Genomic DNA, 23,871 nt, shown 5'->3' on the forward strand with positions numbered 1-23,871 from the left:
ACTACTTTTGTCAAAGTAAAAACCAATTACAAACCGATTACCCACATGCAAAAATTAAAGTACTGCGTATTTATCGCCCTGACCTGCCTTTGCCCTTCCCTGCACGCTCAAAACAAACAGGCAAAACCGATCAGTACCGATCTTTTTGGTGTTTTTTTTGAAGACCTAAGTTACTCGGCGGATGGGGGTTTGTATGCTGAGCTGATACAAAACCGCTCATTTGAATATAGTGCCAGCGATAAAAGAGAATGGCACCCTTTAACCGCCTGGGAATATACAACGCAAGGCTTTGGCTACGGTACCCTATCGGTTGAGAGTGCACAACCCTTAAATACAAATAACCCGCATTATGTATTACTGAACATTGAAGAAGAAGGGCAGCAAGGCATCGGCCTCACCAATTCGGGCTATGATGGGATAGCTCTTAAGGCCAATGAGAAATATAACTTTTCGGTATATATCAATCAGCTATCGGCAAAACCGGTGAGCATGCAGGTGCAGTTACGCGGTAAAAAGGATGCGGTATACGCCACGGCCACCTTTACAACTACAGGTTCGGGATGGAAAAAATACACAGCTACGCTTACCACCGACCAGACTGCCGACTCGGCGAAGCTGGTATTATTAGCCAAAAACAAAGGTAAACTGGGTATAGATGAGGTATCACTCTTCCCGCAAAAAACATATCATAATGAGCAAAATGGTTTACGCGCCGATCTGGTCGAGGCCATTGCAGGCTTACAGCCAAAATTTATGCGCTTTCCGGGCGGTTGCCTGGTGCATGGCGATGGTTTAGGCAATATGTACCGCTGGAAAAACACCATTGGCCCTGTAGAAGAACGTATACAACAACGCAATATATGGAACTACCACCAAAGCGTAGGCCTCGGCTTTTATGAGTACTTTAGGTTTTGCGAAGATATTGGCGCCAAGCCATTACCTGTAGTTTCCGCGGGTGTGAGCTGCCAAAACTCGGGTGGTACGTGGCGTATAGGCGGCACTGGGCAAAAAGGCTTGTCAATGGCCGATATGGCCGATTATATACAAGATGTACTCGACCTGATAGCATATGCCAATGCCCCTGTAACTTCAACCTGGGGTGCAAAAAGAGCTGCTGCCGGTCACCCCAAACCGTTTAATTTACAATATGTTGGTATTGGTAACGAGGATAAGCAAACTGCGGACTTTAGGGAACGCTTTAAAATGATATATGATGTAGTGAAGGCCAAACATCCCGAAATTACAGTTATTGGTACTGTTGGGCCATCCCCATCGGGTGAAGATTATGACTTGGGATGGAAATTTGCCAATCAATTAGCCGTACCCGTTGTTGATGAACACTTTTATGAAAAGCCCGATTGGTTTTTAACCAACAATGCAAGGTATGATAATTATAACCGCGCAAACTCAAAAGTTTATATTGGCGAATACGCTTCGAAAGGAAACGCCTTAATAAACGCCATTGCCGAAGCAGCTTTTATGACATCCATAGAACGTAATGGCGATGTAGTAAAAATGGCATCGTATGCTCCGCTGCTGGCTAATACAAAGCATACTTCGTGGAACCCCAATCTGATCTATTTTGACAATAAGGGCATTTCCCCTACCGTTAATTACTATGTTCAGCAATTGTTTTCGGCCAACCAGGGTAATTTATTTTATCCGGATGTGGTAAGCTTTGATGGTAAAACAGGTAAAGACCTGGTACTGGCTGCATCCTGTGTAAAGGATAGCAAAACAGGCGATATTATCCTTAAAATTGTAAATGCAGGCCCTGGCGCTGCTGTTGCCAAAGCTAATCTGTCGGCTTTTAAAGGATTGGGCAATGATGCCAGCCTACAGGTACTATCGGGCACACCCGACCAAAAAAACAGCATGGCCGAGCCGGGCAAAGTGCTGCCGGTAGCATCAGTTATAAAAACAGGCGCTTTAGCTGCATACACTGTGCCTGCATATTCGCTAAGTGTTATCCGTATCAAAAGCAAGTCCAAATGATCAGAGCAAAAGTCTGCGAAGAAAAATTTAAAGGAAATAATAAACAATACGCTCTTTAATGTAATTTTGGTTAAACCCGGGTATGGTATTGATGGCGATGTAACAGATAAATACCGGGCAAAATAAAACCTATCCGTCATACTATGCAGGCAAATACTATTCCTTCGTCGCACGAAACAGGCAAACTACAGGTTAAACACCTTAAGCGTTATTGGACAAAGGCTTTGCTAAAACGCGATAGTAAACTGGGCTTTGATGAACTTATGGATGAGTGGACCACGGATACTACACTGTTAAACATTTTAGGTATCGGTTTAGAACAAACCACAAAATATGTATTTCAAAACAGCCCGGCATTTGATGAATTTGAAGATTGGATAATAACCGTTACGGGTGGGCCCGATAGTGAAAAAATAAACCGATTTAATCAATTATTTGAAGTTGGAGATCGCCCCCATGCTCCGATCGAAAAAGTATTGAACGAAGAAGACCTTGCCTTTTGGGAAGAGAATGGATACCTCATCATCCGCAATGCGGTAAGCAAAGAAAACTGCGACAAAGCAATTGAAGCACTTTGCCATCATATTGGTATTGAGCGCCATAATAGCGCAACATGGTACAGTCATCTTATTGATAAGCAGGGCATTATGGTGCAATTATTCCAGCACCCTGCATTAGAGCATAACCGCCAGGCTGATACCATACGTAAAGTGTATGAGCAGTTATGGAACCGTACCGATATTTGGCCAACTACCGACCGGGTAAGTTTTAATCCGCCCGAAACAGTTGCATATCCGTTTCAGGGACCGCGCCTTCACTGGGATACCGAAACGGTGCTGCCTATACCCTTTGGTTTACAGGGCTTGTTATACCTGAGCGATACCGCCGAAAACCAGGGAGCATTTACGTTGGTACCTGGCTTTCAGCACCGTATAACATCCTGGATAAACAGCTTACCAGCAGGTGCCGTTCCCGGCGCGCAAGACCTGTATGCCTTAGGCCCAAAACCCATCGCGGCCAATGCAGGCGATTTTATTGTGTGGCACCATGCCTTACCGCATGGCAGCAGCCCTAATACCTCGGCTTTGCCACGTTTTGTACAGTATATAAATTATACCCCGGCTGATGGGAAGCAGGGTAACGTGTGGAGTTGAGAAGATAAGGTATACTAAATTTTTGTTTTGATTGGACAATACGGTAATAAAGTATTCATAAACACCCGATCAAAAAAGCTCATGATCGGGTGTACCCTATTAGTCGAGTCTTCCAACGCAACAGCATTGATAACAGTAAAACATTGTAGCTCCTAAGTTTCCAACTTCAAAAGAATATTTTTTTCCTTGCGGAATAAACATCCAATCTCCGGCATTCAAAACTTTGCCTTGATAATTTATTGAACCACTAACGATGTACCTGATTCCGTCACCTTCATCGTGAGAATGTTCCGGAACACTGGCATTGGGATTACCAACTGATACATAAAGTTGAGATCTCTCAAAGATGAAAGGCAATTGCCATTTCATAAAATTGTCAGGGACATTTTTCACCTTCAAATTATCTAACAATGACTGTATGCCATTATCTTTTGAAGTAATAATTCCTGATCTAAGTGATTTACCCCATGCTTTGATGGCATCATTAACCCTTTTCACACCAAACTCAAAATCTACTGCGTTTGGCTCAAAATCCTTATTCATAAATGAAAAATTATTCCTACTCTATCGATATGCAGTTTTCGGCCCCCTGGTCAAGATTCATATCTTAACATGCCAAATTTGCATATCAATAATTTTAAGGGTCAGGGTATTTTTACGGTATTATTAAAGCAATTTCACCCTTCCCCCACAAAATTATTACAATACAATTTCCCGAAATTCAATAAATTAGTAGCTTAACTGACTATCACATTATCATGAGGAAATTTTACGCTGTTATTTTCTACTGTATGGTTATTGGCGCAAGGCTTAGCGCGCAAACTATACCCACACCAAAAGCATTCTTCGGTTTTAACATTGGCGACGATTACCAACTGGCCAATTACACCCAAACCGAAGCCTATTTTAAAAAGCTGGCTGCATCGCCACGGACAAAGCTGATTGATATCGGTTTAACCGAAGAGGGCCGTCACCAGTTTATGTTGATCATTTCATCGCCCGAGAACATCAAGAATTTGGCTAAATACAAAGCCATTGCGCAAAAACTGGCCCGTGCCGAAGGCTTGACCGATGTGCAGGCACATGCTTTAGCTAACCAGGGTAAAGCCGTAGTTTGGATTGACGGCGGCCTGCATGCCAGCGAAGTGGTTGGCGCGCACCAACTGATACAAACCGCCTACAACCTGATCACCCGTACCGATGCCGAAACCCTACGCCTGCTGGATAAGGATATTGTACTGATGGTACATGCCAACCCCGACGGACAAGAGCTGGTATCAAACTGGTACATGCAGGAAAAGGACCCTAAAAAACGTAATACCAATGTACCCCGCCTGTGGGAAAAATACATTGGCCATGATAACAACCGCGACTTTTATATGATGAATATGAAAGAAACACAGAACATTACCCGCCAGCAATACCTGGAGTGGTTGCCGCAAATTGTGTATAATCACCACCAAACAGGCCCGGCAGGTTCGGTTGTGGCAGGGCCGCCTTTCCGCGATCCGTTCAATTATGTGTATGACCCTTTACTGGTTACCAGCCTTGATGCCGTAGGTTCGGCTATGAACAGCCGTTTGAACAGGGAAGGCAAACCGGGTTATACCCAGCGTTCGGGTACCGAGTTTTCTACCTGGTGGAACGGTGGCTTGCGTACGGCAACTTATTTTCACAATATGGTGGGCTTGCTCACCGAGATCATTGGCAGCCCTACTCCATCGAGCATTCCGCTTGTCCCCGAAAGGCTGATACCTAACAGTGGTACGCCTTTCCCGGTTACGCCGCAGCAATGGCACTTTATACAATCGATAGATTACTCGGTATCATTAAACTACGCCGTGCTGGATTACGCTTCGCGCAATAGCGACGCCATGTTATACAATGCTTACCAAATGGGCAAGAACTCGATAGAGCGCGGCAGCAAAGATACCTGGACACTTTCGCCGAAACGCTCGTTGGCCATTACCGAAGCATACAAGGCTGCGCAAGTGCCTGATTCTACAGCCGGAACAGGTGGCGGCAGGCGTGGTACAGGCGGCGCGGTTACCGTAGGTGGCGGCAGCGGCTTTGGCCGTGCGGGTATCCCGTTAAAATATTATGATACCGTTTTGCGTAACCAAACTTTGCGTGATCCGCGAGGATATATCATCCCTGCCGATCAACCGGATTTTGCTACCGCGGTACGGTTTATCAATACCTGTTTACGCTCGGGTTTGGTGGTTAACCAGGCTACAGCAAGCTTTACCGTTGCCGGGAAGAGCTACCCAGCAGGTTCATATATCCTGAAAACAGCGCAGGCTTTCCGCCCTGAAGTGTTAGACAGGTTTGAACCACAAGACCACCCGAACGATTTCCTATACCCCGGAGGCCCTCCTATCCGCCCTTATGACATGACCGGCTGGACATTGGCTTACCAGATGGGTATTAAGTTCGACCGGATATTGGATGACTTTAACGGGCCGTTTAAACGCATCCCTTACGGGCAGTTACAGCCTATGCCCGCGCAAACTGTTCCGGGTTCAACAACAGGCTATTATTTGAGCGCCAAAGCCAATAACTCGTTCATTGCCGTAAACGAAATGCTGGTTGCCGGTGCGGACGTATACCGCATTACCAACAGCGGCGCAACCGTTGATGCAGGTACTTTTTATGTTGACGCCGCAAGCCCGGCAGCAAAAGCGGCATTAGCAAAAGTAGCCGCCGATTTTGGTGTTACCGTGAACACGGCAACAGAGCGCCCCGCAAACCTGTTGAAACTGAGCCCTGCACGTATTGCCTTATGGGATAATTATGGCGGTTCGATGCAATCGGGATGGGTGCGCTGGTTGATGGAGCAATATCATTTCCCCTATAAAATAGTTTACCCGCAGGAGTTTGACGCCGGCGATTTGAAAAGCAAGTTTGATGTGATCGTATTTGTTGGCGGCGCTATCCCTGCCGTAGCAACAGCGGGCCGTCGCGGTGGCGCGGGTGCAGGTGGCGGAGGCGGTGGTTTCGGCGGCTTTGGCCAGCAGGACGTACCTGAGCAGTTTAAAGCATGGACAGGCCGCATTACCCCCGACAAAACCATACCTCAACTGAAAACATTCTTAGAAGCAGGCGGCAGCATTGTTACCATTGGCAGCAGCGCTAACCTGGCTTATCAGCTTAAATTGCCTGTACACAATGCGCTGGTAGATAACGTTAACGGACAGGAAGTACCCTTTAGCGGCGATAAATACTATGTGCCCGGCGCGGTGCTGCGCACATCAATAGATACAAGCGACCCGGCCAACTGGGGCATGTTCAGCGAAAGCGATGTATTGTTTGATAACAGCCCGGTATTTAAGTTAGATAAGGATGCCGCCAAAAAAGGCGTTAAACCGCTGATGTGGTTCCCTACGGATAAACCGCTGCGCAGCGGCTGGGCCTTTGGTCAGCAATATTTGAAAGATGGTGTGGCCGCATTCAGCGCCAATGTGGGCAGCGGTATGCTGTATACGTTTGGGCCGGAGATCACCTTCAGGGGGCAATCGCATGGTACGTTTAAGTTGTTGTTTAATGAGTTGTATGTGAAGAAGTAAAGTTTTGGAAGTCTTGAGCCCGTAGTCGGTAGTCTTGAGTCTTTTTTGATGTTTATTGATTGATTTGAAGCCCGGTGTGAGATGCCGGGCTTTTTTTGTGGGAGGGGATTCGGTTACCTCAAAATTCCGTATTTTTGCACTACGCTTTTACAGCAAATAGTTCTTAATTTTCGATAAAGAAAACGAGGGTAAATGCCTTGAAATAATTCTTACTTTATCCCCCCTTTCAATGATCGAGTGATTGATTTTTGAATGATTGAATGGGATGGTATGTTTTAAAATTCTTACTTTATCCCCCCTTTTTAATGATTGAAGGATTGATTTTTGAGTGATTGAATGGGATGGTATTTAAAATTCTTACTTTATCCCCCTTCGATTCGCAGGTTGGTTAGCTGTCTCAGTGATTGCCACGCTGTTGCTCGCCATTACATAGTGGTAAATTGGTTTGAAAAATACCTGTTTTTACCTGCTTTTTTAAAACAAAAAAGCGCTCCCGTAAAGCCGGGAACGCTTAATATATGATCAGTTAATTAGGGGCTTGTTTAAGCGGTGATAGCTTTGAATTTTTGGGCCATCATTTGCTGGATGAAAACCGGGCCGTAGTACATATAGCGTTTCCACATGCGTTTTGGTTCTTTAACCAGGCGGATGAACCACTCCAGGTTAAGGTTTATCCAAACCTGTGCAGGGCGCTCTACTGTACCGGCATAAAAATCGAATACGGCGCCTATGGAGCAAATGGTTTTCACATTTAAAGCTTGTTTGTGTTTGGTAGCCCATTTTTCTTGTTTGGGGGCAGTCATACCAACAAATAAAGCATCGGGTTTAAAAGCGTTAACGGCGGCAACCATTTCGGCGTTCTCGGCGTCGGTAAACTCCGGTTTGTAGGCCGGTGAGAATGTGCCAACCTTAATATTCGGGTATTCAACAGCGATACGCTCGCGGATGAGTTTCAATGTTTTTTCGGATGAGCCTAAATAGAAACAGCTTCCGCCCTCTTTGTTCAGTTTCTCCAGCATAAACTGGTGGATATCGGCACCGGCAACTTTGGTGATCTTATCGCCGGTCATCATTTTGGCGGCAGCAACAATGGCCATACCATCAGGCAATAATACATCAGATTGCATTAAAGCTTTTTTAAACTCAGCATCCTTTTCGGCCATTACATAAGAGTATTGGTTGATGGTGTTGATCAGGCATTTAGAATCGAGGTTAAGCTGATCCAATGATGCTGAAAGGACATCGTAGCCGAACAGGGAGATGGTTTGATTTGTTGAAGTTGCCATTGGTAGTTTTGTTTTTCACGATAAGTAAGGCAACAACCGTGCACAATGGCAAACAATAATTTGTAAGAATGAGGTAAAGAGTGATAAAAGCGCGTTTTGAGACTTAAAAAGGGATTTTTATACGTCGCAGTTTTTTGAAATACTATTGAGTTGCACCACAACTATTTCTGGTGAGATTTTATTGGGGAAATTATTCCCTTAAAACAATGAGAAATGGTTGGGGAATTTCCCCATTGCTTGTGGGGAAATATGCGGTTAAACTATTGGATATGTGGTTTTGTAGTGGGCTATTACTTCAGCAAGGGTTACACCGATATTGGCTTTAATCCAGGTCATAAACTCCCGGTTAAAATGGAAATTTTCCGAAATATGCTGCCTGAAAAACCGCCTTACGTTTTGGGTATTTTTGTAAGATTTGGAGATACGGGTTTCCAGCGTGAGCGGGTGTGAGTGCCAGTCGATATCCATAGATCGGCTATTTTATTATAGTACTAAAATAGTTATAATTACATGAAAAGAGTTTCTATCACATTTTATAATTAACGTGCTTACGCTATTTGTTTCTATATTTAAACAATGAATCACGACCTGCTTTTAGCCAATGTAGCCAAACATATTACACTTACGGATGAAGAAAAGGCGTACTTTATATCGCTGCTTAACGTGAAGAAACTCCGCAAAAAGCAATACCTGAACCAGGAGGGTGATATTGCTAAGGGGCCATCGTTTGTTAACAGCGGCATTTTGCGAAGCTACTCGCTGGATAAGAACGGTTATGAGCATGTGATACAATTTGCGCCGCCGGGTTGGTGGATTGGCGATATGGCCAGCATGATAAAACAAGAGCCCGGCAAGTTGTATGTGGACGCGTTGGAAGACAGTGAGGTAATTTGGATATGGAAGGCCGATCTGGACAAGCTGTTTGTAGAAGTACCCAAGTTTGAACGCTTTTTCAGGATACTGGCCGAAAACTCGGTGGCTACTTATCAAAGCAGGCTGGTTAATTACCTGAGCCTTCCGGCGATAGAAAGGTATGCCGGGTTTTGTAAACAATACCCATCGCTGATACAAAAGCTACCGCAAAAGCAGGTAGCATCGTACATTGGGGTTACACCCGAATTTTTGAGTAAGATGCTGAACAATACCGTTATCTGATCGGGACACTTAACCTACATTAAGTTTTTGCATTAACCTATGTTATTTTCCAGGTTAGGGCATGCCTGTACATTTGTACATCAACAAGGAGAAACAACAAATGAAAAAGCAAATAGAAAGAATTATTACCAAACCGGTTAAGCCGGGAATGGTTGGCGACGGGTTCCGTGTGTATAACTACATACCCGGCGCTAATATCACGCAACAGCGCATCAGTCCGTTTTTGATGCTGGATTTTAACGCTGAATTTGACTTTGGCCCGTCGGAGCATTTACGTGGTGTTGATGTACACCCGCATAAAGGTTTCGAAACCGTAACCATTGCTTATAAAGGCAGTGTAGCGCATCACGATAGCGCGGGCAACAGCGGCATCATTAACCCCGGCGATGTGCAATGGATGACTGCCGGTGGCGGTATCCTGCATAAAGAATACCACGAGCAGGAGTTTTCCCGTAAAGGAGGCCCCTTTGAAATGGTACAGCTTTGGGTGAATTTGCCTAAAAAAGATAAACTGACAGCCCCGCATTACCAGGCTATTACCAATGCGCAAATGGGTAAAGTTGAGTTGCCAAACGGGCAGGGTTTAGTGAACGTAATAGCCGGTAATTTTAACGGCACAAAAGGCGCCGCAGATACTTATACCCCGGTAAACCTGTTCGATATTAAATTGAAAAAGGGTGCCGTGGTGAGCTTTAGCTTGCCTGCAAATTACAATACCGCTATATTAGTAATAAACGGTAGCGCTATTATAAACGACCAGAGCGCAAGCGAACACAGCTTTGTATTATTTAAAAACGATGGTGAAGATATCACGGTTAAAGCTTCGGAAGACGCGGTATTGCTGGTATTGAGCGGCGAACCGATCAATGAGCCGATAGCCAGTTACGGGCCATTTGTAATGAACACGCACCAGGAGATCATCGAATCTATGGAGGAATTTAGGGCAGGTAAATTTGGAGTATTGGATTAAATATCATAGCCATGCAAAAAAAGATAGAACATATACTGCTCGGTCGCGATAAGCAGATCACGCCTGAAGAAAGCGTAAAGCAGCCACTGCCGCATAAGGATTTCAGGTTTGCTAACCCTTTTATTGTATTGCACCATATGGGGCCTGAGCAAATTGCGGCCGGCGGGGCATTGCGGATACACCCGCATCCGCACAGGGGCTTTGCGCCGGTTACTTTTCAGCTACAGGGCGAGGGTTACCATAAAGATAACGCGGGGCACGACGGCATTATCAAAGCCGGAGATGTGCAATGGATGTTTGCAGGCAAAGGCTTATTGCATAGCGAAGGCCCTACTGCCAACCTGCTGAAAACAGGCGGCACGCAGGAACTGATACAGCTTTGGATAAACGCGCCTGCCGCCAATAAATCGGACACGCCAAGCTACCAGCAGGCCAACAAAGCCGATTTGCCCAATGTACTGCAACAGGATGGCGTGAACCTGCGTTTGGCAAGCGGCAGCTATGAGGATAAAACGGGGCCGATAAAAAGCCTTACGCCAGTTGTATCTGTTGTGGGCGAAGTTGCCAAAGGCAAGCGGGTGCAGTTTATGGCAACACCGGGTTACTGGACGCTACTTTATGTGGCGCATGGCAGCATCAGCGTAAACTGCGAAACGGTGAATGAGTATAACCTTATCGTTTTTGAAAAAGACAACGAAGAGATCATTATTACGGCTGAGGAAGATACGCAGTTGCTGTACCTATCGGCAGAACCGATAGATGAACCTGTTGCCGCGCGCGATAACTTTGTGATGAATACTGCGGCCGAGATTGACCAGGCTATGCTGGATTATAAGAATGGTGTGTTTGGTGAATTGGATATGTAATTTTAGTTGTGAGTTGGGGAAGCTTATCACATTGGTATGTTGAAAGGACACACCCCTCCCCCCTCTCAAGAGGGGAATCGCACAATCCAGCCCTTTTTAGTGCGAAAACTTGTGATGTAGTCTACTTTGCAAAAGCTACTTTAATACCCGTTACCTGCTTAATGCAGCGTGCAGGTTTCTTTTCGTCCTGAACGATGATGCGGAAGGTGCCATCGCCTTGCGGGAGGGGTTGGCCGTCAATGGTGCTTGCCAGGATGATATTACGGTCGGTAAAATCCTTATCCAGCTCAGCTAAAGCGAAGATGACCTGGTAGCCGTCGCTGGCTTCGACAGATATAAATTTGGTGAGGTTTTCGCCACGGAGGTCCTTTCCTAAAGTGACGCCTGCTTTTTGCAGGATGGTTGCCAGTATTACACCTGAGTAAGAATGATCTTTACCGTCCTTGTCTTTACGTATTACGGTGGTTTGCGGCATTTGGGCCACATCTGTCAGTTTCAGCTCAAGTGGTATGGCTACTTCACCGGTTACCTTTACAGATTGGGCATAGCTGATAACTGTGTTGAATAAGATCCCGAAAAGGGTAAAAAATATAAGATGACGAAATGCTTTCATGGGTTATAGCTTTGTTTTATTTTTTGATAAGCGTGGATCGGAAAAACGCGGGTCGGTTACAAATGTACTATCCGTAAGCATATTTAAGAACGCGATGATCTGCTTTTTCTCCTCAGGATCCAATTTTAACTGCTTACCGCCTATCTCATTGCTTTCCCCACGGAAAACGGAGCTTAATGCGGGTGATTGCAGTACATGGTCGCTGTAATGATCGAGCACCTGGTTAAGTGTTTTAAACCTACCATCGTGCATGTATGGTGCTGTTAGCGCGATATTGCGCAGGGTTGGCACTTTAAAACGGGCGCGGTCTGTAGCTACACCTGTGAGCGTTTCAATGCCCTTGTCTTTCGGGATACTATCTAAGCCGTTATTATGGAACAACTCCATATAGTTTTTGGCACCACCATGGCAGTGTGTACAGTTAGCCCCGCGAATACCTTTATCTGCCTGTGGTGAACGGTTGAACAGTTCCATACCCTTTAGCTCATCGGTTGTTGGCTGATATTTATTGGCCAGGTATTGATCGTATTTAGAGTTTGCCGATATAAGCGTCCTTTCAAACTGGGCAATGGCTTTGATGATACGGTCGCCGGTAATGTTTTCATCGCCATAAACCAGTTTAAATAATGCATGGTACTGTTTATCACTATTTAATTTTTTTGCTGATATGGCGGTATCCTGCCCCATTTCGTGCGGGTTACTCATGGGTATAACTGCCTGTGCTTCCAGGCCCGTTGCCCTGCCATCCCAAAAGAATTTGCGCGCCCAAAGCAGGTTGACTAATGACATGGAATTACGTGAGGTAAGTTTAAAATCAACCCCACGGCTAAATGCCTTCCCATCAGTAAAAGCAAGTTCCTGTTTATGGCAACTCGCGCAGGACAGGGCGTTGTGTGCTGAAAGCTTTGTTTCGTAAAACAGCATCCGACCTAAATAAACCCCTTGCTGTGTTGTAGGGTTATCCGGAGGAATATTGATACGATTGCCAAAATTGGCCGGATATTCAAATTTGTATGGACCGAGGGGTATAGGGTTATCGGTATAACCCAAAATTGAAATAAGCGTAACGGCAATGAATAATAGCGATATCAGCAGTCCTTTCCTATGGCTTTTCAAATAATTGACTGCTTTATATCTCTCGTTTTTTAAAATCATTCCGATAACAAATCGTGTAAAGTTAAGCCTTAGGCAGCTATTTTTAATATTTTCAAAATAGCTTAATAAATAAATTATAACGAAAACAAAATACTTTTAGTAGGGTTATTATTCCATACCCCCCACTAAAAAAATCATGAAAAAATCTACTCCATCAACCGAGGTTGGCAACAAAAAAATGGATGACCTGGCTCCCGACAAAGAGATAGGTACCGGCGAATTTATGACCACCGACCAGGGCCTTAAAATTAACGATGATACCAATTCGTTGAAAGCTGGCGAACGCGGCGCGACGCTTTTAGAAGACTTTATACTTCGCGAAAAGATAACGCATTTTGACCATGAGCGCATCCCAGAACGTATTGTGCATGCACGCGGTTCGGCGGCACATGGTTATTTCCAGGTGTATGAGTCGATGGCGAAATATACCAAAGCGGGCTTTTTGCAGGACCCATCGGTAAAAACTCCGGTTTTTACCCGGTTCTCTACCGTGGCTGGCTCACGTGGCTCAACCGACCTTGCACGTGATGTACGTGGCTTCTCGGTAAAGTTTTATACCGAAGAAGGTAATTACGACCTTGTAGGTAATAACATGCCTGTATTTTTTATACAGGATGCCATTAAGTTCCCAGACCTGATACATGCCGTTAAACCGGAACCACATAATGAGATACCACAGGCGGCATCGGCACATGATACTTTTTGGGATTTTATTTCGCTAACGCCTGAGTCGATGCACATGATCATGTGGGCAATGTCTGACAGGGCACTCCCCCGCAGTTTACGCATGATGGAGGGTTTTGGCGTGCATACTTTCCGCTTTATCAATGCCGAAGGTAAATCGCATTTTGTGAAGTTTCATTGGAAACCTTTGTTGGGTGTGCATTCAGTTGCCTGGGATGAGGCTCAAAAAATATCGGGTAAAAACTCCGATTTCCACCGCCAGGACCTTTGGGAAGCTATTGAGACAGGCGCTTTCCCCGAATGGGAATTTGGTGTGCAACTGATACCCGAAGAAGATGAGCATAAATACCCGTTCGACCTGCTCGATCCTACTAAACTGGTACCCGAAGAATTAGTACCGGTAATGCGCATCGGCAAAATGGTGCTTGACCGTAACCCGGATAACTTTTTCGCTGAAACAGAACAGGTGGCGTTCCACCCCGGCCATTTGGTACCCGGTATAGATTTTACCAACGACCCGCTTTTACAAGGACGTTTATTCTCTTACACAGATACGCAGTTATCACGTTTAGGTAGTCCGAATTTCCATGAGATACCTATCAACAGATCCATCAATACGGTACACAATAACCAACGCGACGGTCATATGCGCCAGCAAATCAATGTAGGCAAAACAAGCTATCATCCTAATACAACGGGTGGCGGTTGCCCTTTCCATGCTAAGGCCGCTGAGGGAGGTTTTACTTCATTCGAAGAAAGAATAGACTCCCGTAAGGTGCGCGCACGCAGCAAGAGCTTTATGGATTTTTTTAGCCAGGCTACGTTGTTTTTCAACAGCCAGTCGGAAGCGGAACAAAGCCATATTGTAGATGCTTTACGCTTTGAATTAGGTAAGCTGGAAACGCCTGCCATCCGCGAACGGATGGTTGGTATTTTAAGCAAAGTGAGCGATGTATTGGCTAAAAAGGTAGCCGAAGGATTAGGTATGCCTGTACCCAAACCCGAAGAACCACTGAACCATAATTATGGCGCGGATGCCAACCCGGTAGATTACCAGGACCAGCCTAAAAAACAAGGCCTTGATAAATCGGCAGCGTTAAGCATAGCTAATACCGTTAAAGATTCGATAAAAACCAGGCAGATTGCATTTCTGACTGCTGATGGCGTGGATGGAGAATCTGTAAAAGCGATGAAAGCTGCTTTGGTAGCCGAAGGCGCACAGGTAAAAATAATAGCGCCGCATGGTGGTTTTATTAAAGATGCCAAAGGCGGCGATGTTAAAGTTGACATGAGCTTTTTGACTGCAGCTTCGGTATTGTTTGATGCTGTGTTTATCCCTGCCGGGGATAAGAGTGTTGCCGCTTTGAGTGGCAATGCTGACGCAGTACATTTTGTAAACGAAACCTACAGGCATTGCAAAGCTATTGCCGCGGATGGTAATGGTGCAGACCTGCTCAAGGAAACTTATGTAGCTGCTAAATTGAAACAGGATAAGGATGCATCAGCGGGTGTGATCAGCAGTGACACAGCAAAAGGATCGTTAGCGAAAGACTTTATTGCCGCGATAGCCCAGCACCGTTTTTGGGAGCGGGAGAAAAAGGATAAGGTTCCAGCCTGATAATAAAAAGGCTCTCCGAGAATATCGGGGAGCTTTTTATGAAAGCATGTTGGAGCTAACGAGAAAACTATTCTCGTCTACAGCTTTATCAATTACTTATTAACTTTCAATACAGAGTTAATCACTGAGTCTTTTTGAGCGGTTGAAAGTTTGTAATTAAACCTGAACAGCGCGCCTTCAAAATCACCGTAGGATGGATTGGGTATCACAATGTATTTATCGCCAAATTTTGCTTTCAGATCTATGGTTGTGGCTGTGCAGGGTGATTATCATACCGGGCATCAAAATCGGGCAGGTTATCGCCACACAACAACACCACATTGTAGCTTTTTAATACCTTTTGGCGACGGCTTTCTTTACTTGATGAGCCTTGTTTAAGCAGCAGGTGAGCTTCGTCAACAAAAGGGAGCTTATATAACTTAAGGTTTTGGGTTGTACCGGGGCGCTCATCCTCATCCCTGTTGGTGATGTAAAATACAGTTACCCCTTTTGATGCCGCGTATTTAAAAAATGAAGGTGCCCCGGGTACGGTATCGGCAATGCCTTTGGCTGTCCATGCTTTCCATGTTTTAAGATCATAATCAAGGTTGGCAATGGCACGTTGAGCATCATAAGGGCTATTGTCAAGCAGGGTTTCATCAATATCGGTAATAACAGCCAGCGGCTTACCTTTCTTCTTTTTTAAAGCCGCATCAAGCCGCAGTTTGGCCATGTTGTATGCCTGGAAACATAGTGCTTTATACTCGGCGGCGCGTTGCTGCCATAATGATGCCCATACCTTGCCATTATTAGTTACCGAAGTATTATTTTGAGCCTTAGCGGTAATACCTGCCGATAGGATTATTACTGTTGAAATGATGATAAGCCTTGATTTCATATAGCCAAATTAACGAAAAGTTATGCATATAGCACAAGCGGATGCCGAAACCGCCATTCAATTTAGTTGGAATTAGCAGCATTAATGGAGTGATAAAAATTCAGGTCAGATAAAAGCCGATCTATCCAAATAAAACATAAAAAGGAAGATGTTTTGTTACATCTTCCTTTTTTAGCAAATATTTCAATAAAAAGCTATTGCGCGTTGCCGCCGATAGTTATTTTTTGAGTTTGGTAGCCTACCCTGCCCTTCAGATCGGTACCTTCTAAAATTACTGTGTAATGGGTTGGCTTATCTGCCGCGTAAAACGATACTGTTGAAGTTCCGTCTTTTTGCGTAATGATGTTTGGTTCCCAATGTATGGTTGAACGCAGATCGACAGCTTTAGCCGGAACATTTTTTACAGCATACCGCGGCCTGTAAAATTGCTTGTATTCAGCAATTGGCAGTGGTTTGTACAGGTATATACCCGTTGCCCGTTTTATAAATGGCCCGTTACCTGCACGGGTGGTTATTTCCAGATAAGCATAATCAGCTCCGTAGCCTGCCGTTGACGATGCTGAAAGCAGATCGGCCGTGTTAGTAAGGTTACGCATATTATAACTGGAGTTAGCACGATAAATCACCTCTACACCTAAAATATCCTGAGCAAGTATGTAATCAAGATACTGTTTCTGATAGTCATGATGCTCATTGGGTATGCCGCCAAAAGGCTCATAAAAGCGATCAAGGTCTACACCATCAAAAACAAACCGTAAACGTTTATCTTTTAGAAAATACTCCATATTGGTTTGTTTTGAGCTATCCTTATAATAGCTTTCCCTAAAGCCTGTTATTTTGGTTGAAAGCACGTCTAATAAAGTCGCTTTGGTTCCTGCATTTACCAATACATCTTCGGTTAGCGTTTGGTCGATACCTTCAGGGCCGTTCAAACTTTGTGAGCCTTTTATCAGTGCCCTGTCCCGTACGTTAACCGCATTGAGCAACTTACCCGAAACACCGTATTGTTGCTTATCAAGGGTTTCTTTATAAGCCTTGTTTGATTTAATATAGTTAAGCACGGTAGCGTCTGTATTTACATTCCACGGATCGAGCAAGGTTACTGTTCCCGATTTTGCCGGCGTTTCGTTTTTATCATCTACAGAAACACCACCATTTACTACTTTACCATTTGCTTTACGTGCCGAAATAATAAATGTGGTATTATCAACCTGTGGCAATTTGTTGAAAGCAAAACGCCCCTCGGCATTGGTAACTGTATCTTTAACAAAATTAGTACTACCTTTTGCCAGCATCAGCACTTTTGAACTGGCAATTGGTTTATTAAACAGGTTAGTTACTGTACCTTTTATAGAAAAATCAACCTCGGGGTCAAACTCGGGCTTAACCGGTTTGTCTATTTTTTTAAGGTCGTACCCAATCCAGCCCTGGGTCAATAATAATGCGTCAAGCGCTTTCCATGCCTGCTCATCATGCGTAAAATAGTAGGTAGGGTCTTCAACATATCCTTTCAGATCAGAAGAAAGCAATAAATGCGATACGATATTATCTGATGCGGAACTCCCCTCCTTTACCTGGTTATCATCGGTTACAGCCATCGAAAAGCTACCTTCCACAGGTTTACCTGTAGCGTCTTTTACAGTGATGTGTACAGGTATGCTATCCCGGGCACTGAAGGTTTTAGCATCGGTATTCAATTCTATTTTGAGGTTATCGTTATGGTTAATAAACGTTATCCTTTCGTTTACCGGTTGCTGGGCCGCATTCAATAATATAAAATGCGCCACACCTGTAGGGAAAAGCGATTTGGAAACCCTTGTCGAAAAATAGTTATTACTAAACGCAAACGTAGCCGCATAGCATACAACACCTCTCGACAAGCCAACAATACTGTATTTACCCTGTGTTGCCTGCTCGGATGTATTATAGAGCGATAGGGTCATGGTATCTTTATCCATTATGTTTTTAACCCTTAACACACTGCCTGTTTTGAGTGGAGCGGGTAAATTCACAGTTTTTTTTGCGCCATCGGGCAAGGTAACCTCGGCGGTATAGGTTTTGCCCGGCTGAGGCGTAATATCAAAGGTGCCTATACCGTGGTGCAGGTTGGTTATGTTTGCCAGTTCGGTATGATCATTATCATATACAACAGCCTGAACATTTATACCCTTACCATCCTCGCCAATGGCTTTGAAGCCTACACGGGCGGGGATACTTTCTATCAGCGAAGCGCTCTCGGGCATAAACTGTATATCTACATCCTGCGGGCGGTTAACCGATATTGGGATAAGCACAGATTTTGTTTTATCCAGCTTATCCTGCGCAACCACATTGAGGTTTTTAAGGGTTGTTTGCGGCGGCAGGTTAAAATCAACTGTCATGGTACCATCTTCGGCGGTTTGCGCGGTATTGCGCAGCAATACCTTTTTACCATTCAGTATTTTTAAATTCATATCGCGCAGGCCGGCCGTTTTGTCATCAAGGCTGGTAAATTTGAAAGCCATTTTAACGTTGTCTTTACCACCTTCTGAATTTATTGTTGGATTTACATTTACCAGCCAGGTATTTATGCCCTGGTTGTTAATATAAAAACTCTGTTTAAAAAAGTAATCATCGCCAAAGTTGCGCATCCAGCTGGTGTAGGCGCGTATGGTATAAGTTCCTTCATTAATATAAGTTTTACTTAAGGGGATGCTGCCCCACGTTAAGCCATACGCTACCGGGAATACAAAGCGTTTAACTACCGCGTTACTATCATTCAACAGCTCAACATACAGGCGGCTGCTTAATGGTGAATAACCGATAGATTCGGTGGTAAGGTAACCTTTAAACCAGGCTGTATCACCTATAGAATAATAAGGTTTATCAAATTGTAAAAACGTTTTTTCTACAGGCATTGAGCCATTGTAGGTGTTAATTTTTGAGATGAGTGTGTTGATACTGTTACCGGAAGGGGCCTGGGAGAAAGCCACGCCGGTAGCAAAAGTAAGCATTAAAATAAGCTTACATACAAAAGTTTTTCTTCGCATTGTTGTACGTAGGTGATAGGTTAAAATGGTTAGACTAAGAAATGATCAATTGGTTTATCCGCGTCAGGGAATGGTGTGATAAAAATACATATTTAGTGATATGTTTTATACATATCATTAAAAAAAACCAATCGGTTGCGTTAGTATTGCCTAAAAGGCGGCTTTCACTTTTTTATCTACCCTCAATACCGATTGCTGCACGAATAGCTTTTTATACCTCTCCCGCAAACTATCGATCTGTTTAGATACCTGTGCCGATGGTTTATGAAAGTAAATTACTACATGTGTTGGCTCGGTAATGAGTTGGCCGGTTTGTGTGTCTTTCCAGTTTCCGGCGGCATCTATTACGGTGCTCCCCTCCTTAAAAACCGCGCTGATGTGCTTCTCTTTAAAATCGGACCATTCTTTATCAGTTAACGCGCCGCCACCGGGTTTATTCATCCCGAAGTAGAGGTCGGTTTCCACCATGCGGTTGGTGGTGCATGATGCGAGAAAGATGCAGATGAACAGGAGTTTGAAACGCATAGTTTAAAGATAGGGATTTGTGGTGGGAATATGTTAAAAAGCATCTTCGGCACACGCGGCACGCGTGCGCCAGCGAGAGATTTGTGTTGGAATGTTGATTTGGTTATCTATTGGCCTGGACTTAAAAGGCACAAGTACCCTCCCTCTTATGGCACGCGCTGCATACTTGCGCCAGGTTAAGGGGCTGCATGGTTGGGGATTTGTGGTGGGAATATGTTAAAGGCATCTTCGGCACACGCGGCACGCGTGCGCCAGCGAGAGGGGGGATGGAAAAAATATTGCTAAATATTATATTATTAAATAAAAGTTGTATTTTGCCAATCGATGGATACGATACAGGGGTACACGATAGAAGAGATACCATTCTTAAAGATGCTTTCTTTAATGCTAGATATACCTTGGTTACAGTTAAAGTCAAAAGAGGTTGTTGAATTGTATAACTTTTGCGATACCACGGCTCAACAAGATTTAATAGTGAGTCTGCTTCGTAGATTCATACATATAAATAGCTCCAAATTAGAGCAGATGGGGCTGGATATCTCAAGTCATGTTGTCAACAATTGGAAATTAACTTTTGACAAAACACTTTTTATCGCAATAGCAGATGAAAAGAAAGATGAGTTGGATGGTTCTCAAGCATATCTAAATTCGTTGAAAAATAAATTCGACGATAATTGGACTAGAGATAATTTCGTTAAATCTATCGGGATTGGTTATCATAATATTCAGGACCGGCAAACAGCTATACTTTTTGATGATTTTATAGGGTCTGGTGAGACCATTAAAAGACAGTATTTGTGGTTTAAAAATAAAATGGCCGATATTGGCAAACCGAATGTTGAAATAAAGATTGTGTCCTATGCCATTATGGAGTCGGTTTATTACAATCTTATTAGTGATGGAATAGTAATCTATAGTCCACTTAAAATCAAAAAAGGAATATCCGAATATGAGGGGTATAACGATGTTCAAAAAACAGAGAGTTTAAAGCTAATGCTGGATTTAGAGGATAAATTGGAGGATACAATAAAGAATATTAAATTGAAAAATTATTCCCTTGGTTATGGCTTAAGTGAAAGTATTTATGCTGTTGAGGGCTATAATATATCGGATAATGTATTCCCGGTTTTTTGGTGGCCGGAAGAAAAAAAGAAATCAAAAAGGAGAACCTTATTTAGACGCCTGAATTGATGAATAATAATTTACATATTAAAATTTTAAAAGGTCTTATTGAAAATGATGGTGCTGAGTATTATTTTTTTCACACTAGATATGCAATTGGACCAGGAGAATTAATTCTTACTTTGAATGATCTTCAATCTTCGTCATTAATAGAAATAAAAAGCTCAAAGGTCTTTATTCTACCTAAAGGGCGAAAGTTTCTGTTGATACATAAGAGAACGTATTTAAATAATGACGAAAAACCTTGGTTAAAAATACCTGAATATATGAAAGGTCAGGAAATGTATAATTCTCCTGATTATTATCCTTTAAATTTTGATTTAAATTATTTAAAAAAATTGGAAAGAGAATAGTACTAGCGTTTATAAGTCGTAGCGACTTTTTTAATAAGGCTGATTTAAACCTCAGTTTTTGTACCAAAAACAAATATTCTAACGAATATTATTTGAATGATTCATTCCATTGTATTTCATTCACATTCAATTAGAATTAATTTCAATGATGTGTAGTACTATTCCTTTCCTTTATGATTAAATGGTCCGAAAAATTAGCTTCAAACACCTCAAAACCTACTGAGTTAACTGAAGCTTTAATAAAGTATTCAAAAAAATTAGAAAAACAAGGTTTTCCAGTAATATTTGATCTAGCCCATTTAGCTTTAATATTGGGAATAGAAAAATTGACTTTAGCATCAATTGTAAATTCTAGCTCTAAATTTTATCGATCTTTTAAAATTCCAAAACGTAGACATAACACATTTAGAGAGATTAATTCCCCTTATCCAGTACTGAAAAAAATACAAGACTGGATAAAAGTGGAAATTTTGGAGAAAATTGAAATGAGTCACCACTGCTATTCTTATAGGAAGAACGTCTCAATAATAGATAATGCAAGTGTTCATCTTGGCAACGAGGTACTTTATAAACTTGATTTGGTAGACTTTTTTGACAACATTAAGGAAGATAGAATTTTATCTATATTTTTAAATTGCGGTTACTCTTATAAGGTGAGTTATTTTCTCACATCATTATGTCTTTTAACCACAAAGCTCCCGCAGGGAGCTAGCACTAGCCCCATTATTAGCAATATAATAGCAAAAAGACTGGATAAAAGACTTTCTGCATTGTGTAGCAAATACAAAATAAATTATTCTCGTTATTCTGATGATATAACAATTTCCGGAAAATTTGTCCCCCCTTTTTTAAGATTAATCATAAAGAATATCATTGCGGACGAAGACTTTATTGTTAACCAGAACAAAGAGATCCTAATCAATGGATTAAATAAGAAAAAGATTGTCACAGGTATATCAATCACCAATAACGTTCTAAAAATTCCTAGGGAAAGTAAAAGAATTATTAAACAAGAAGTTTTTAAATTTCTCAAATATGACTTCATGATTAATCCCAACGAGCAGGAATTTGACCCCTACTTTACAGAAAGGCTTATTGGAAAACTCAATTACTGGATAAATGTAGAAAAGGGCAACGAAAATCCAATTTTTTTATTGAGAAGTGTTATTGAGAAAAATAAACTTTTCATGTCAAGAATTATTCAAGAGGACTTTAATAGCTAATTATCTTATTTTACATCCACTGGTTGAAGTTTGCAACGCTCATCCCCCAATGCCTTAAGCTTAACTAACCGATAACTATACCTTGGTTCGTAAGCAGAATACTTGCTACATTTTAGGACGAAGCTTTCAGTTTCGACCAGTAGTGAGTCAAATCTGACCTCGCATCTCAAATTTTTTAAATGTGTGATAATTATCTGGAATTCAGATATTTAAATCAATACTCGCTTTCTTAAAACAGAATTTATCCCGACCTTTGTGGTAGGAGGTCCATGGTCGATAGTCCATAGACCATGGGAGAAGTCCGCGGCCGATAGACAATGGCCTTCTTTTCCGAGCCTTCTTAACTATCGACCATGATCTATGGACCATCGACTCCAAATCGAATTTTCAAACCAATCAAATCAATAACATTATGGCTATTTTAGAATCCCTATCCTACAAACAACAAAAATTTTGTGAGGAGTATTTACTCAATTTTAATGCTTACCGGGCTGCACTCACCGCCGGGTATACCGACAATACCGCCCGCAAAGGCGACTTGCTGCATGTGCCCAAGATACAGGCTTATTTAAAGGAGGCGATGAACCGCAGTGCCGCCCGTGCGGAGTTAACGCATGATATGCTTTTGCGTGAGCTGATGAAGGTGGCATTTTGTAATATGGGTAATTATTATGATGACCATGGCGACCCGAAGCGCATGCACCAGTTAACGGATGATGAGAAGGCGGCGATCAGCTATTTCCAACGGGCGGATGTGACGGGTGAAGACGGGCATATTACGGGTGAACTGTTCAAGATCAAGCTGCATAATAAAATGGCTGCTATTGATAAGCTGTGCAGGCATACGGGTTTTTATAAAGCCAACTGGCAGCCGAATGTGGTGATACAGCCTGAGGAAACTGATGAAGATGTTGCTTTTGAGGCTGAGAGTGCGAAGACGATGGCGGAGCCTTTTAGCGATGAGGTGAGCGGGGAGTTGCTGGAGCAGAGTTTGGGAGAGATGCAAGAAGTAAGAGGCAAGAATCAAGATGAAGAGTGGGAAGATGATGATTTGGATATCGGCGATGATGTAAATGATAAACTTCTTGTTTCGGGGATTATGAATGTTAATTGTGATTCTGATAAGGTATTCATGAGCTCCTTTCAGTCGGTTGCAAATCCCCTTGCTGGTGGGTCGAGGATTATAAATCCCGACCAACGAAAGGGGTACTTAACGACTCCTTCCCTGGGGAAGGGTGCGGCTGGCGGTGTAATGGCGGGTAGGGGTTGTTTTGCGATGATGCATACTAAATTTACCCCTCCCTCCACCCTCCCGTTGGGAGGGAATCGCGCTATGCCAATGCTTCCTTCAATGTTAACAATAAACGAAACAGGGCTTTACGACAAAAGCCCGGTTGGTGACCCCTCCTTCGCTAATACTCCTTCGCCAAAAGGCTACGGCGTACAAAGCGCTATGGCGGATGTAGATAATATTCTTACTTTATCCCCCCTTGATAGAATCAAGATACAAGAATCAAGAACCAGGAGAAGATATGGCATTGGAACATATCCTTACTTTATCACCGCTTAAAAAAGAGGCAAGAATCGAGAATCAAGAGGCAAGAAAAGAACAATCCATCA

General features: G+C 43.1%; 19 protein-coding genes. 11 read left to right on the plus strand and 8 right to left on the minus strand.

What is annotated here, in order from left to right; genetic code table 11:
• Nucleotides 1–45: 45 nt before the first annotated feature.
• Both KXQ82_RS09675 and KXQ82_RS09680 read left to right on the plus strand, forming a co-directional pair.
• A complete protein-coding gene (locus KXQ82_RS09675) occupies nucleotides 46–1,995 on the plus strand; it encodes an alpha-L-arabinofuranosidase family protein (RefSeq protein WP_219487996.1) in 1,950 nt (649 codons plus the stop codon).
• Between the two features lie 143 nt (nucleotides 1,996–2,138).
• Entirely contained in the window at nucleotides 2,139–3,149 is a 1,011-nt protein-coding gene (locus KXQ82_RS09680; RefSeq protein ID WP_219487997.1) for a phytanoyl-CoA dioxygenase family protein, read from the plus strand.
• Nucleotides 3,150–3,248: 99 nt separating this feature from the next.
• Here KXQ82_RS09680 and KXQ82_RS09685 read toward each other — a convergent pair whose 3' ends face one another.
• On the minus strand, nucleotides 3,249–3,692 hold the full coding sequence (locus KXQ82_RS09685; protein WP_219487998.1) for a cupin domain-containing protein: 444 nt from the start codon (nucleotides 3,690–3,692) through the stop codon (nucleotides 3,249–3,251).
• Between the two features lie 215 nt (nucleotides 3,693–3,907).
• Here KXQ82_RS09685 and KXQ82_RS09690 point away from each other — a divergent pair, with 215 nt between their 5' ends.
• On the plus strand, nucleotides 3,908–6,715 hold the full coding sequence (locus KXQ82_RS09690) for a M14 family metallopeptidase (protein ID WP_219487999.1): 2,808 nt from the start codon (nucleotides 3,908–3,910) through the stop codon (nucleotides 6,713–6,715).
• Nucleotides 6,716–7,257: 542 nt separating this feature from the next.
• Here the strand turns inward: KXQ82_RS09690 and KXQ82_RS09695 are convergent.
• Nucleotides 7,258–8,001 (minus strand): WecB/TagA/CpsF family glycosyltransferase, encoded by a 744-nt coding sequence (locus KXQ82_RS09695; protein WP_219488000.1) that lies wholly within the window; start codon nucleotides 7,999–8,001, stop codon nucleotides 7,258–7,260.
• Nucleotides 8,002–8,256: 255 nt separating this feature from the next.
• Nucleotides 8,257–8,469 carry a DUF6434 domain-containing protein gene (locus KXQ82_RS09700; RefSeq protein WP_219488001.1) on the minus strand — a complete coding sequence of 71 codons (213 nt, stop codon included), beginning with the start codon at nucleotides 8,467–8,469 and terminating at the stop codon, nucleotides 8,257–8,259.
• Between the two features lie 108 nt (nucleotides 8,470–8,577).
• Between KXQ82_RS09700 and KXQ82_RS09705 the strand changes: the two genes are divergently transcribed.
• The 3 genes from KXQ82_RS09705 to KXQ82_RS09715 all read left to right on the plus strand — a co-directional run bounded on the left by KXQ82_RS09705 (nucleotide 8,578) and on the right by KXQ82_RS09715 (nucleotide 10,992).
• Complete coding sequence (locus tag KXQ82_RS09705; RefSeq protein WP_219488002.1) at nucleotides 8,578–9,156, plus strand: Crp/Fnr family transcriptional regulator; 579 nt, start codon at nucleotides 8,578–8,580, stop codon at nucleotides 9,154–9,156.
• A gap of 100 nt (nucleotides 9,157–9,256) precedes the next feature.
• The gene (locus KXQ82_RS09710) at nucleotides 9,257–10,126 is read left to right on the plus strand and encodes a pirin family protein (protein WP_219488003.1); all 870 of its coding nucleotides are present in this window, start codon (nucleotides 9,257–9,259) and stop codon (nucleotides 10,124–10,126) included.
• 11 nt (nucleotides 10,127–10,137) lie between these two features.
• On the plus strand, nucleotides 10,138–10,992 hold the full coding sequence (locus KXQ82_RS09715; RefSeq protein WP_219488004.1) for a pirin family protein: 855 nt from the start codon (nucleotides 10,138–10,140) through the stop codon (nucleotides 10,990–10,992).
• Between the two features lie 121 nt (nucleotides 10,993–11,113).
• On the opposite strand, the gene KXQ82_RS09720 is transcribed toward KXQ82_RS09715, so the two are convergent.
• Together KXQ82_RS09720 and KXQ82_RS09725 are read right to left on the minus strand one after the other, a co-directional pair.
• Nucleotides 11,114–11,605 (minus strand): molybdopterin-dependent oxidoreductase, encoded by a 492-nt coding sequence (locus tag KXQ82_RS09720; RefSeq protein ID WP_219488005.1) that lies wholly within the window; start codon nucleotides 11,603–11,605, stop codon nucleotides 11,114–11,116.
• Nucleotides 11,606–11,608: 3 nt separating this feature from the next.
• Nucleotides 11,609–12,721, minus strand: a complete 1,113-nt coding sequence (locus KXQ82_RS09725) for a cytochrome-c peroxidase (RefSeq protein WP_255563572.1) — start codon at nucleotides 12,719–12,721, stop codon at nucleotides 11,609–11,611.
• A 175-nt stretch (nucleotides 12,722–12,896) separates the two neighbouring features.
• On the opposite strand from KXQ82_RS09725, the gene KXQ82_RS09730 reads away from it, so the two are divergent.
• Entirely contained in the window at nucleotides 12,897–15,062 is a 2,166-nt protein-coding gene (locus KXQ82_RS09730; RefSeq protein ID WP_219488007.1) for a catalase, read from the plus strand.
• Between the two features lie 241 nt (nucleotides 15,063–15,303).
• On the opposite strand, the gene KXQ82_RS09735 is transcribed toward KXQ82_RS09730, so the two are convergent.
• The 3 genes from KXQ82_RS09735 to KXQ82_RS09745 all read right to left on the minus strand — a co-directional run bounded on the left by KXQ82_RS09735 (nucleotide 15,304) and on the right by KXQ82_RS09745 (nucleotide 19,493).
• Nucleotides 15,304–15,939 (minus strand): 5'-nucleotidase, lipoprotein e(P4) family, encoded by a 636-nt coding sequence (locus tag KXQ82_RS09735; RefSeq protein ID WP_219488008.1) that lies wholly within the window; start codon nucleotides 15,937–15,939, stop codon nucleotides 15,304–15,306.
• A gap of 194 nt (nucleotides 15,940–16,133) precedes the next feature.
• Nucleotides 16,134–18,968 carry a carboxypeptidase-like regulatory domain-containing protein gene (locus tag KXQ82_RS09740; protein ID WP_219488009.1) on the minus strand — a complete coding sequence of 945 codons (2,835 nt, stop codon included), beginning with the start codon at nucleotides 18,966–18,968 and terminating at the stop codon, nucleotides 16,134–16,136.
• Nucleotides 18,969–19,118: 150 nt separating this feature from the next.
• Nucleotides 19,119–19,493, minus strand: a complete 375-nt coding sequence (locus KXQ82_RS09745; protein WP_219488010.1) for a DUF3574 domain-containing protein — start codon at nucleotides 19,491–19,493, stop codon at nucleotides 19,119–19,121.
• A gap of 324 nt (nucleotides 19,494–19,817) precedes the next feature.
• Between KXQ82_RS09745 and KXQ82_RS09750 the strand changes: the two genes are divergently transcribed.
• The 4 genes from KXQ82_RS09750 to KXQ82_RS09765 all read left to right on the plus strand — a co-directional run bounded on the left by KXQ82_RS09750 (nucleotide 19,818) and on the right by KXQ82_RS09765 (nucleotide 23,821).
• Nucleotides 19,818–20,684, plus strand: coding sequence for a phosphoribosyltransferase-like protein (locus KXQ82_RS09750; RefSeq protein ID WP_219488011.1), 867 nt, complete (start codon nucleotides 19,818–19,820; stop codon nucleotides 20,682–20,684).
• Entirely contained in the window at nucleotides 20,684–21,028 is a 345-nt protein-coding gene (locus KXQ82_RS09755; RefSeq protein WP_219488012.1) for a hypothetical protein, read from the plus strand. The genes KXQ82_RS09750 and KXQ82_RS09755 overlap by 1 nt, the downstream gene beginning before the upstream one ends.
• 173 nt (nucleotides 21,029–21,201) lie before the next feature.
• Nucleotides 21,202–22,251: a reverse transcriptase family protein gene (locus KXQ82_RS09760; RefSeq protein WP_219488013.1), complete on the plus strand. Its 1,050-nt coding sequence runs from the start codon at nucleotides 21,202–21,204 to the stop codon at nucleotides 22,249–22,251.
• 412 nt (nucleotides 22,252–22,663) lie between these two features.
• Nucleotides 22,664–23,821: a terminase small subunit gene (locus KXQ82_RS09765; protein ID WP_219488014.1), complete on the plus strand. Its 1,158-nt coding sequence runs from the start codon at nucleotides 22,664–22,666 to the stop codon at nucleotides 23,819–23,821.
• Nucleotides 23,822–23,871: the final 50 nt, after the last annotated feature.

This window comes from Mucilaginibacter rivuli (genome assembly GCF_019391655.1).
Taxonomy (GTDB): domain Bacteria; phylum Bacteroidota; class Bacteroidia; order Sphingobacteriales; family Sphingobacteriaceae; genus Mucilaginibacter; species Mucilaginibacter rivuli.

What these genes read in the sequence shown, in the direction of transcription:
- KXQ82_RS09715 (WP_219488004.1), top strand. Translation starts at nt 10,138, where the DNA reads ATGCAAAAAAAGATAGAACATATACTGCTCGGTCGCGATAAGCAGATC.
- KXQ82_RS09700 (WP_219488001.1), bottom strand. Translation starts at nt 8,469, where the DNA reads ATGGATATCGACTGGCACTCACACCCGCTCACGCTGGAAACCCGTATC.
- KXQ82_RS09705 (WP_219488002.1), top strand. Translation starts at nt 8,578, where the DNA reads ATGAATCACGACCTGCTTTTAGCCAATGTAGCCAAACATATTACACTT.
- KXQ82_RS09685 (WP_219487998.1), bottom strand. Translation starts at nt 3,692, where the DNA reads ATGAATAAGGATTTTGAGCCAAACGCAGTAGATTTTGAGTTTGGTGTG.
- KXQ82_RS09765 (WP_219488014.1), top strand. Translation starts at nt 22,664, where the DNA reads ATGGCTATTTTAGAATCCCTATCCTACAAACAACAAAAATTTTGTGAG.
- KXQ82_RS09695 (WP_219488000.1), bottom strand. Translation starts at nt 8,001, where the DNA reads ATGGCAACTTCAACAAATCAAACCATCTCCCTGTTCGGCTACGATGTC.
- KXQ82_RS09690 (WP_219487999.1), top strand. Translation starts at nt 3,908, where the DNA reads ATGAGGAAATTTTACGCTGTTATTTTCTACTGTATGGTTATTGGCGCA.
- KXQ82_RS09740 (WP_219488009.1), bottom strand. Translation starts at nt 18,968, where the DNA reads ATGCGAAGAAAAACTTTTGTATGTAAGCTTATTTTAATGCTTACTTTT.
- KXQ82_RS09745 (WP_219488010.1), bottom strand. Translation starts at nt 19,493, where the DNA reads ATGCGTTTCAAACTCCTGTTCATCTGCATCTTTCTCGCATCATGCACC.
- KXQ82_RS09755 (WP_219488012.1), top strand. Translation starts at nt 20,684, where the DNA reads ATGAATAATAATTTACATATTAAAATTTTAAAAGGTCTTATTGAAAAT.
- KXQ82_RS09750 (WP_219488011.1), top strand. Translation starts at nt 19,818, where the DNA reads ATGGATACGATACAGGGGTACACGATAGAAGAGATACCATTCTTAAAG.
- KXQ82_RS09710 (WP_219488003.1), top strand. Translation starts at nt 9,257, where the DNA reads ATGAAAAAGCAAATAGAAAGAATTATTACCAAACCGGTTAAGCCGGGA.
- KXQ82_RS09675 (WP_219487996.1), top strand. Translation starts at nt 46, where the DNA reads ATGCAAAAATTAAAGTACTGCGTATTTATCGCCCTGACCTGCCTTTGC.
- KXQ82_RS09760 (WP_219488013.1), top strand. Translation starts at nt 21,202, where the DNA reads ATGATTAAATGGTCCGAAAAATTAGCTTCAAACACCTCAAAACCTACT.
- KXQ82_RS09730 (WP_219488007.1), top strand. Translation starts at nt 12,897, where the DNA reads ATGAAAAAATCTACTCCATCAACCGAGGTTGGCAACAAAAAAATGGAT.
- KXQ82_RS09735 (WP_219488008.1), bottom strand. Translation starts at nt 15,939, where the DNA reads ATGAAATCAAGGCTTATCATCATTTCAACAGTAATAATCCTATCGGCA.
- KXQ82_RS09720 (WP_219488005.1), bottom strand. Translation starts at nt 11,605, where the DNA reads ATGAAAGCATTTCGTCATCTTATATTTTTTACCCTTTTCGGGATCTTA.
- KXQ82_RS09680 (WP_219487997.1), top strand. Translation starts at nt 2,139, where the DNA reads ATGCAGGCAAATACTATTCCTTCGTCGCACGAAACAGGCAAACTACAG.